The sequence below is a fragment of the uncultured Algoriphagus sp. genome, assembly GCF_963974835.1.
In the GTDB taxonomy this organism is placed as follows: Bacteria; Bacteroidota; Bacteroidia; order Cytophagales; family Cyclobacteriaceae; genus Algoriphagus.
On the sequence record NZ_CAXBET010000031.1, the window covers coordinates 1 to 10813 of the forward strand.

8 protein-coding genes are annotated in these 10813 nt (G+C 40.1%); 2 read left to right on the forward strand and 6 right to left on the reverse strand.

The window, feature by feature from the left end; translation table 11 throughout:
* Positions 1–52: 52 nt before the first annotated feature.
* From AACZ73_RS22945 to AACZ73_RS22970, 6 genes are all read right to left on the reverse strand, one after another.
* The gene (locus AACZ73_RS22945; RefSeq protein ID WP_339881400.1) at positions 53–847 is read right to left on the reverse strand and encodes a cation transporter; all 795 of its coding nucleotides are present in this window, start codon (positions 845–847) and stop codon (positions 53–55) included.
* Positions 848–1067: 220 nt separating this feature from the next.
* Complete coding sequence (locus AACZ73_RS22950; RefSeq protein WP_339881402.1) at positions 1068–1424, reverse strand: STAS/SEC14 domain-containing protein; 357 nt, start codon at positions 1422–1424, stop codon at positions 1068–1070.
* Between the two features lie 68 nt (positions 1425–1492).
* The gene (locus AACZ73_RS22955; RefSeq protein ID WP_339881404.1) at positions 1493–3457 is read right to left on the reverse strand and encodes a heavy metal translocating P-type ATPase; all 1965 of its coding nucleotides are present in this window, start codon (positions 3455–3457) and stop codon (positions 1493–1495) included.
* Between the two features lie 38 nt (positions 3458–3495).
* Complete coding sequence (locus AACZ73_RS22960; protein ID WP_339881406.1) at positions 3496–4686, reverse strand: efflux RND transporter periplasmic adaptor subunit; 1191 nt, start codon at positions 4684–4686, stop codon at positions 3496–3498.
* Between the two features lie 105 nt (positions 4687–4791).
* Entirely contained in the window at positions 4792–9162 is a 4371-nt protein-coding gene (locus AACZ73_RS22965) for a CusA/CzcA family heavy metal efflux RND transporter (RefSeq protein WP_339881407.1), read from the reverse strand.
* A 132-nt stretch (positions 9163–9294) separates the two neighbouring features.
* Positions 9295–9687, reverse strand: coding sequence for a hypothetical protein (locus AACZ73_RS22970; protein WP_339881408.1), 393 nt, complete (start codon positions 9685–9687; stop codon positions 9295–9297).
* A 217-nt stretch (positions 9688–9904) separates the two neighbouring features.
* On the opposite strand from AACZ73_RS22970, the gene AACZ73_RS22975 reads away from it, so the two are divergent.
* Positions 9905–10321 (forward strand): hypothetical protein, encoded by a 417-nt coding sequence (locus AACZ73_RS22975; protein WP_339881410.1) that lies wholly within the window; start codon positions 9905–9907, stop codon positions 10319–10321.
* A 101-nt stretch (positions 10322–10422) separates the two neighbouring features.
* A partial coding sequence (locus tag AACZ73_RS22980) for an efflux RND transporter permease subunit (protein ID WP_339881412.1) occupies positions 10423–10813 on the forward strand: 391 nt, incomplete at its 3' end.

Consider the following 10813-nt stretch of genomic DNA (forward strand, 5'->3'; position numbering starts at 1 on the left):
CTGAAATTATCCTTACCTACCGTTATTTCGAATAAAATCACTTCATGTTTTTCTACTTGCTCACTTTTAAAATTCTAAATGCCCCTTGAACAACCAGGACAAAAACAATTGTTCCTATAACCAGATCAGGAGTACTTGATTCTAGCCAATAAACTAATAGGCCGGCGGCAATTACACCTAAATTAATAATTACATCATTTGATGTAAAAATCATGCTTGCTTTCATATGAGCCTCTTCTCTGCTTTTCGATTTTTGCAACAGGTAAAGGCAAATTCCATTCGCCATAAGAGCAAGAATTGAGACAATAATCATTGTTGAAAAATCCGGAAGCTTCTCGACTCCAAAAAACCTTCTTAATACCTCTACAAATCCTATGATCGCAAGTATAATTTGAAAATATCCAGCCCATTTAGCAATCCGCTTTTTCCTATATATTGTTCCCCCCACTGCAAATAAACTAATCCCATACACAAAGCTGTCCGCAAGCATATCCAAGCTATCGGCAACCAGCCCCATAGATTTGGAAATAATTCCCGTGGTCATTTCGATTAGAAAAAATGCAAAGTTTATTGCAAGGACAGACCATAGTAACTTTTTTTGGTGAGTGTGTTCTTTAAAGACCTCTTGGTCAGTCTGTTCGGTGGAAATCTTCCTTCCACCTAAATTTAAGTCCACAATAGACTTTTCGATTGCTTCAATTTCCCCTTGATGAAAAACTGTCAGTTTCCGGTTAGCAATATCAAATTCCAAATTCTCAATACTGGAAATACCGTCCAAATTCATCCTGATAAGATTCTCCTCCGAAGGGCAGTCCATTTTGGTTATCTCAAAGATTGTTTTATGCATGTTGACTAGCTTATCTTTAGAATGAAAGATTTTTAAGATTTAAGTATATATTATCAATCAGAACTCTTCAGATCAATGTTGGTATGTTCGGTATCTATATCGCTTAAAATTGCATGAATCTGCCTGAAATCAAACCTCCTGTGACTTCTAACACGGTAAAGGCTAGATTCAGGAAAAAGGCTGTCTAATATTGTTATCTTTTTTTGCTACTGTCTAGCTGTTATTTTTTAATCCACTTTAACGCAGCTTCTTTATCTGAAATATCAAAGTATTTAACTTTAGCAGAAGAAAAAAAAACCATTAGGTCAGACATTTTTTCTTCCCACATTTTTTCACCTACCATGGCCACTTTATCAAAGTCATTGGCATGTTTTGCATCAAATTTCACATCTTCCCAAAAGGCTTTCAGTTCCCATCCCTCAAAATCAACCATTTCAAAATACCATCGAATTTTGGAATGTTTGTCGAGCGCGTTCTTCAATAATGGCAATAGCTTTTTGTAATCAACTTCAGTTAATTTTCCTGAGGCTTTCGTTGCTATGATATTGTTTTCAGTCTGTTCTAGTATCTGCAGCATACTATTGTTTTTAAGTAAATATCCCCACCCTATGTGGGGATTGATTACACTCCTTCCCTATGGTTAATTCATTTTCTCTGGTATCCCAGCAACCTTAATGCATTTACTACAACGACTATCGTAGATCCTTCATGGATAAGTACAGCAATTCCTATTGAGGCAAATCCAAAGATCGTAGCAGGAATCAATACACCTACTACACCTAAACTGATCCACAGGTTTTGTTTAATAATCCCCTTAGCTTTTCTACTTAGCCCAATTGCAAAAGGCAATACTTCAAGTTTATCAGCCATCAATGCAATATCTGCAGTTTCCATAGCTACATCAGAACCTGCTGCTCCCATGGCAATACCTACGGTACTTGCAGCCATAGCCGGAGCATCATTTACCCCGTCGCCGACCATGGCGATTTTGGATTCTGACTGCTTTAATTGCTTGATAGCTTCTACTTTTTCTTCAGGCAGTAGGCTTCCTCTTGCACCAGTCAGTCCAACCTCATTGGCAATTGCATCTGCGACTTTCTGGTTATCGCCACTGAGCATGATCATCTTTTCAATTCCAATCTCCTTCAGTTCCCTTAAGGTAGCTTTGGCCGATTCCCTAGGAGTGTCCATCAGTCCAATGATACCCATATAGGTGTCATTTTTCCTGATGAGGATAGTTGTATTTCCATTGGACTCCAATTCTTCAATTTTTTTGACTACCTCATTAGAAGGTTTTTTATCATCCAGCGCTTCATATAAATCCAGGTTTCCGATATAGATTTTATCCGAACCCACATTAGCCTTAATACCTTTTCCCAACACTGCTTCCAATGAATCAGCTTTGGGAATTTCTTTGCCATCCATTCGTTCTTTACCGTCTCTAACTACCGCTTTGGCAAGTGGGTGATCACTCAGCTCTTCCACTGCTATAGCATCTCCAAGTAATTCTTCGGTGGAAATTCCTTCCAGAGCAATCACCTCTGTGATTTTGGGTTTCCCTTCAGTGAGTGTTCCTGTTTTATCAAAAGCGATTGCAGTCAAAACACCTAAATCTTCCAAGGGTCTCCCCCCTTTGATCAATACTCCTTTTTTGGCAGCACGGGCTATACCGCTTAATACAGCACTGGGTGTAGCAATGGCCAATGCACAAGGACTCGCAGCTACCAAAACAGCCATCGCTCTATAAAAGCTTTGGCTAAAAGACTCATCAATGACTAAAAAAGCAAAGCATAGTATCACCACCAAAACCAATACCGAAGGGACAAAATACTTCTCAAATTTATCAGTGAGTAACTGAGTAGGAGACTTTTGTGCCTTTGCTTCGTTGACTAAGGTGATCAATCTTGATACGGTGGAGTCCGTGGCTAATTTCAACACCTTTATTTCCAAGGTTCCATTTCCATTTATAGTCCCTGAAAATGCACGGCTTTCTTCAGGAACATCTTTAAGAGATAATTCATTTGAATCTGCATTTTGCATAGCAACTTTGTCCACTGGAATACTCTCACCTGTGATGGGGGCCTGATCAACGGCGCTACTACCTTTGATTACTACTCCATCAGCAGCTATACGAGTGTTGGGCTTGACTAAAATAATATCCCCAATTTCCAATTCTTCAATACCGATTTCTTTGGTAGTATTCTCATCCTTTTTCAAGGCAGTTTTAGGAGCTAGAGTTGCTAAAGACTCAATAGATTTATGTGCTTTTCCCATAGCGTAGTGCTCCAGTGAATGCCCGAGACTAAACAAAAATAGCAGCAAAGCACCCTCGGCCCATTCCCCAAGGATCGCAGCACCAATGGCTGCGACCAACATGAGAAAATCTATTTCAAACCCACCTTTAAGAATGGTCTCAATTGCTTCCTTGGCAGTATAGAACCCTCCAAAAAAATAGGCCCCTATATACATTCCAAGACTAACCCATTGAGGTACGGACTCTATAAAACTGAGACCAAACCCGATCCCCAAAAGAGCACCACAACAAATTGAGAAAATCAATTCACTATTTTTTCCGAATATCCCTGAATGTTCTACTTTTTCCTTTTCCATGATTTCATAAATCAGTTAGCGTATTTTTCCTTTGTTTTTCAATGATGTCCACCTTCTTCTTCGCTGTTTTTAGCTTTTGAAAGTAGTGTGAAAGCTCCCTTAGTTACCAGTTTGATTTCCTCATAGGCACGGGCGGAATCCAATAATGTCACCTCAGTAAACCCGTCTTCATTATTCCCCATTATCACTTCTATCATCTCATAATCGTAGGCGGGTTTCCCGTTTTCATCCCGCTGTCCCAAATAGGAAAAAATAAAATGTTTCTCTCCAAACCGTACAACTGCATCATTTGGCGCTACTAGCGCTTTTTCACTTGCAGTTTCTATTTTGGCAGTCACATACATTCCTGGGAGCAAATCAGTATTCTTGCTGTCAAAATGACCATGAACGGTTACTGACCTATCTTTTCTGACTCCCTTACCTACCAAAAACACATGCGCCTCTCTCCATTCTTCATCCGTATTGGCAATATTGAATTTGATGCGTTGATCCTTTTTAATTTTAGTAATGTCATTTTCATAGACAGAAAGTTCCACATGCAAATCATCCGAATTGGTTAAATCCATGATCACATCCTGCGGACTGACATATTTGCCAATATTGGTATAAACGTCCAGCACCGAACCGGCAACAGGGGAATAGATATTTACTACAGATTTAATTTCTCCTGTTTCCACTTTCCCAGGATCAAAACCAATCATTGTTAACCGTGCTTTGGAAGTTTTTATTCTTGCCTCATTGGCCAGAAAATTACTTTTTGATTCTTCAAAGGTTTTTCCGGAAGCCACTTGTTCACCATACAATTTCTCCTGACGCTCGTACTCAGATTTTAAATAGGAGCTGTTAGCCAGACTCTCTAAATAGTCCTGTTGAAATTGAATGAAATCAGGATTTTCTATCGTTACAAGCAGCTGTCCTTTTTTGACAGCATCGCCGGGAAGAAGCGTGGTGTTTTTCACAAAACCTCCATAGGGCATGGTAATGGATATATTGTTCTGCGGGGGGACATCGATCACCCCATTCACCATAAGTTCACTTCCAATTTCTTTAAATTCCAATTTGCCCAGCTCAATCCCTGTTACCTCATATTGCGCTTGAGACAGTTCTACTCTGGATTCATTTTCTTCGTGCTCTCCCTGAATTTCAACACTTTCAATCTTGGAATTACAGGAAACTATAATACCAGCGATCGTCAAGGTAATTAGGCTGTTTATGATATATTTTTTCATTTTAAATGATTTTTAGTATTGGTACTATGGAATCTCAAAGGGTTTAGACTCATTCTTCTGAATGACTTTTCACTCATACTCGATTTCATATTTATTTAATTGGAGTTAATTGATTCCCGACAAGAATTCGATCTGAATAAGAGCCTGGTTGGATTTATCAAGTAGATCCAGGTAATTAAAAGACACGGTTAAGCTTCTGCTTAGTCCTTGGATATATTCCACATACCCAATTTCACCACTTTGAAAGCCCCGCTGCGACTGTTTTAAAATCAGCTCAGCTTGAGGTAAAGCATTGGTTTCATAAAAATCCAAACTGGTCTGGAATTTTTCGTAATCAAGAAGTAACGTGGTTAATTGATTTTCAAGCTCGTTGGTAAATGCCTCTTCTTCCTGTTCCACTTCGGCTATCCGAATGGTTTTGGATTTTATATTTGCGGACTGAGATTTTATGCTGAAAACCGGAATAGCTAATCCTACCTGAAAACCATCGAAACGATCTTTGGAGGTGAAGAATTTGGGATCACCTGCCACGGTTTCGCCTGGGCCATTTAGAGATTGATTAAAATACCCAACTTTAATGTCAGGCATCAACCTGGATTTCTCCACTGACTTTTCCTTTTCTGCTATTTCAATTTGTTGTTGAACCCAGGCTAACGTTGGATTACTATCCACACTTATAGAAGATAGTGAGAGGGGTGATGACTTTTGTTCCAGTATTCCCATTTCAGATTCAATCTCTACTTCAGTGTTTAAAAGCATTTTCAGCCTCTTAGAGTAGATTTCAATATCTGCTTTGTTCTGAGCCAGTAGTGCCTGGATTTCAGCTACCTCTGCTTCGGCAGTTGCCTTTTCAAGCAGATTGGTTTCCCCTGCCTCAAAGCGGAGGGTGGCAGCTGATGCGAACCGGGAATAGATACTATCCTGTCTGACTAGTAGATTACCCCTTTCCTTTGCCGTCAATAAGGCAAACCAGGTTGACTTTACGGCTCTTGTAAGTTCATTTTTACTCATTTCCACGGCCAATTCACCTGAAGTTACTTTGGACTCAGCAAGTCCATTTTGTCTGCTATAAGTAGTCGGGAATTCAAAGGTTTGTGAAACTGAAAAACGGGTATCATTGGTAAATGAACTGTTGGTCTGACCGTACTCCATATCCACAGCAGTTTTGCCTATGTTCCAGCTTGCCCCTTTTAAAGCCCGCTGCTGCTCCAGCCTCAGCGCTTCTGCTTTGACATTGGGATTGTTTTCCAGAGCCAGTTCTATTGCCTGGTCCACTGAAGAAATTCGCTGAGGTTCCTGAGCGAAAGTTGACATATTTATAACAGTCAAAAATGTAATGACCAGCAATCCTACTTTGCCTGTGGATTTCCTGAATCCTTTTTCAAAATAGTAATACAAAACAGGCAGAACCACCAAAGTCAGAATCGTGGCAGTGATTAGCCCACCGATGACTACTGTGGCCAATGGTTTTTGAACCTCTGCTCCACTTGAAGAAGAGAGTGCCATAGGCAAAAAGCCCAAGGATGCTACAGAAGCTGTCATAATCACAGGCCTTAGTCTGGTACGTGTACCTGAATAGATTCGCTCAAATATATCCGTGATCCCTTCTTTTTTCAGATGGTTAAATTCAGCTATCAGTACAATTCCATTCAGCACCGCTACTCCGAAAAGTGCGATAAAACCTATCCCTGCAGAAATACTAAAAGGCATTCCCCGTATAGTTAAAGCGAAGATCCCACCAATGGCGGAAAGCGGTATCGCAGTAAATATCAATACGCTTTGTTTGATAGATCCGAAAGTGAAGAAAAGTAAAACGAAGATGAGTAAGAGCGCCAGAGGAACGGCAATACCCAGTCTGGCTTTGGCCTCAATAAGATTCTCAAATTGTCCACCGAATGTGACAAAGTAACCCGTGTCGAAATTCACAGCCTTGTCAATTTTAGCTTCAATTTCATTGACTATACTTTCCACATCCCTATTTCTCACATTGAAAGCCACCACAATTCTCCGTTGGGTGTCATCCCGCTGAATCTGATAAGGTCCTTCTTTCACGGAGACTTCTGCTACTTGGTACAGGGGAATCTGATCTCCATTTGCTCGGGCAATAAATAAATTTTGAACATCTTCCAGTTCATTTCTTTTGGTCTGGTCAAGTCTGATCACTAGATCAAATCTCTTTTCCCCTTCGTAAACTTTTCCAGCGGAAGCCCCGGCAAAAGCAGCCTGAATCGAACGGTTCACTTCCTTGATGCTTAAGCCATATTTTGCCAATTGTGCCCGCTTATAGTCTATCACAATTTGAGGAACTCCCGTCACTTCTTCTACATAGATATCCTCCGCCCCTTCTACACCTCTCGCTATCTGACCTATCTGATTGGCATATTCAGAAAGTCGGTTTAAATCCTCTCCGTATATTTTTATTGCCACATCCTGGCGAACGCCGGACATCAATTCGTTGAAACGCATTTGAATGGGCTGCTGGAAACCAAAGTTGACGCCTGGCAGGACCGCCAACGCTTCGGACATTTTATTCGCTAAATCTTCCCTGTTAGTTGCTGTAGTCCATTCACTTTTATCCTTTAAGACAATCATCAAATCGGCTGCTTCCACAGGCATCGGGTCGGTGGGAATTTCACCTGCTCCAATTTTTGATACTACTTCAACTACTTCCGGGAATTGATCCAGAAGAATCTTTTCTGCCTGAGTTGTTGCCTTTATGGTATTCTGAAGAGATGACCCCGTAACTACACGTGTTTCCACCGCAAAATCTCCTTCCTCAAGGGTTGGGATAAACTCTCCACCCATCCTGGAAAAAACCCATCCTGAAATCAGTAATAATAACAAGGCGATACTCATTATTATACCTCTATGATGCATAGCCCACCGGATGGACGGGTCGTAGAAACCATGGAAAAAATTCATGATTTTGTCAGAGATATTGGGCTTGTTGCTCAGTTTTTTACTCAGAAAAAGAGCTGAAATCATTGGCACATAGGTAAGAGAAAGAATAAATGCGCCAAGAATTGCAAATGCAACTGTCTGAGCCATAGGTCTGAACATCTTGCCTTCTGTGCCGACCAATGCTAGAATCGGGAGGTATACTATAAGAATGATGATTTCACCAAAAGCGGCTGAATTTCGGATTTTGCTTGCAGACAGGAATACTTCCTCGTCCATTTCAAGCTGGGTCAGCTTTCTTTCTTTTTTCACCAATCCTAAATGATGCAAGGTGGCCTCAACGATAATCACAGCCCCATCTACAATCAACCCAAAATCTATCGCTCCCAGGCTCATCAGATTCCCCGACACTCCAAATAAATTCATCAATGAGAAGGCAAATAACAACGCAAGCGGGATGACTGACGCCACTATTAGACCCGCTCGTAAATTCCCCAGCAACAGCAAAAGAACAAAAATTACAATCAGTGCTCCTTCTATTAGGTTCTTACTAACCGTGCCTATTGCGTTATCCACCAACTTTGAGCGATCTAGAAACGGTTCTATTGTTACTCCTTCTGGAAGTGTGTTTTTTATTTCAGCAATTTTTGCTTTCACATTATCGATAACTTCTGCTGAATTTTCTCCTTTCAGCATCATCACAATTGCGCTTACAACTTCTCCTTCGCCATTTCGGGTAGTTGCTCCATACCGTACAGCACTTCCCAGCTGGACATTAGCTACATCTTTTATCAATACCGGAATGCCATTTTCATTAACTCGAACTGGGATATTATTGATATCATCAAAAGATCCCACTAATCCTTCGCTCCGTATGAATAGGGCGGTTAGATTTTTCTCAATGTATGCCCCACCGGTATTTTCGTTGTTATCTTCAAGCGCCTTAAAAATATCGGCGATCGAAACATTTAAAGATTTCAATCTGTCCGGTTCAATTGCTATTTCGTATTGCTTAAGGTAACCTCCGAAACTGCTCACATCTGCAACACCAGGTGTACCAAGTAGTTGTCTTCTTACAATCCAATCTTGGATAGTTCTCAGTTCTCTCGCATCGTACTTATCTTCATAGCCTGGCTCGACACCGACTACATATTGATAAATCTCGCCAAGACCTGTGGTGATCGGGGCCATTCCGGGAGCTCCAATACCTGGAGGAATTTGTTCTTTGACTTCGGACATCCGTTCATTGACCTGTTGTCTTGCCCAATAGACATCCACATTTTCCTCAAAGACAATAGTAACTACCGAAAGTCCGAAACGGGAAAAGCTTCGGATTTCTTCTATGTCGGGAATAGTTGCCATTGTGATTTCAATGGGAAATGTAATAAGCCGCTCAACTTCCTCAGCAGCCAGAGAAGGAGAGGTAGTGATTACCTGAACTTGATTATTGGTAATATCAGGAACAGCATCAATGGGAAGCTGAGTAAGTGAATACCCTCCCACAATGACTAATCCTATGGTAAGTAGGCCGATAATCAGTTTATTATTAACTGAAAACCGGATTATATTATCCAGCATAAGGAATTAATTTTTATGAAATAAAATGGAAATGGGCACAGGTGCCCTTAGAAAAAACTGAGCACAACAGACTTGATCAGTCAATTGAAAAGAGCTGATCGAAAAGGGTAAATCTGGTGTGAAACGGGAAATTTAGCTCCGAGGAGGCTGAAAGAGTTCACCTAAAACCGGTGAAGTAAAAAGAAAGGTATAGTAAGTCGCTGGCTCTACTTTTTCATTAAAAGACCGGACTACAGAAAAATCATTTATTAAAGAGAAATAGATGGGAGCGTGTGAACAGGTATGATTTCCATGAAAAGGTAAATTTTCATGACTTTCTTCATCATGGCTGGTATTGTTTGATCCATGATCAATATAATCTTCTACTACGAATTCAAATACGGAGTCGCCATGCAAAACTTTATGCTCCCCAAAATGTGAAAGTAAAAACGGGATTTTTTGAATCTGACAACATAGATCGAAATTCATCGATAGCATCCCCAAAAGGAGCAAAGCAATAAAAGATCTGTTTCTTATCATTTTCATGTTCTGCAAATCTATGAAATAAAGTAGTGCAAGGCTATTGCAGAAAAGCGCTAAACCCAGATTCAAATGAAAAGGCATAGCTACGCCCCATTCTGAGCAAGGGTAGAATTTTTTATGTCTTTTTTTTATTAACAATAACCTTATCTGGATTATTACGTGTTTTAGAATTCAATTGGATTTATTTTCATTCTCATGTGAAAAGCCTATAATTGTAACAGTGAAGAAATCATTTTCCATAGTTTTAGCATTCTTACTTCTTTTCGCAAACATCGGTTTGGCGAAGAGCAGCCATATTTGCATGGGATCTGAGATGTTAAATGCAATTGGTCTTTCTGCAAAAAATTTGGATTGCGGAATGAAACATCAATCGGAATCTCCTTCAAGTGATCATGAAGGTTTAAGCAATGCTGATGAATGCTGCCAAAATAGTTTCGAACTCGTTCATAACGATAGTGACCAGAATCTTAAAATAGTACACCTTGACGCTGCCCAACTTATTTTTGTAGCAGCTTTCACCCAAGTATTTATTTTCGGAATTGACCCAGTTACTTCAACTGAGTATTCCAACGTATTTATATCTCCCCCCGCGATTGATAAGGACTATACAGTTCTTTTCCAATCATTCTTGATTTAATCCGGATAGATAAACCAAGGTCATAAAGACCAACTTTTTTCTATGAGCCCAATTGCTTGTAGCAAAGTTTATCCAGTATTCCATTTTCTTAGGATTATTTCATGCTTAACTCAATTATCAAGTATTTTCTTGAAAACAAGTTAGTTACCGTTCTTCTGCTTATCGCTTTGATAGCTTGGGGAATTGTAACAGCTCCATTCGGCTGGAAAGTAGGATCGCTTCCATCAGATCCTGTACCCGTGGATGCCATTCCCGACATTGGTGAAAATCAACAAATTGTTTTCACCCAATGGCCGGGTAGATCACCACAGGATATCGAGGATCAAATTTCTTACCCACTTACTACCTATCTATTAGGAATTCCTGGAGTAAAGTCCATCCGTAGTTCGTCTATTTTCGGCTTTTCCAGCATCTACATTATATTCAATGAAGAAACTGAATTCTATTGGTCTAGATCAAGAATCCTGGAAAAACTCAGTTCATTACCTGCAG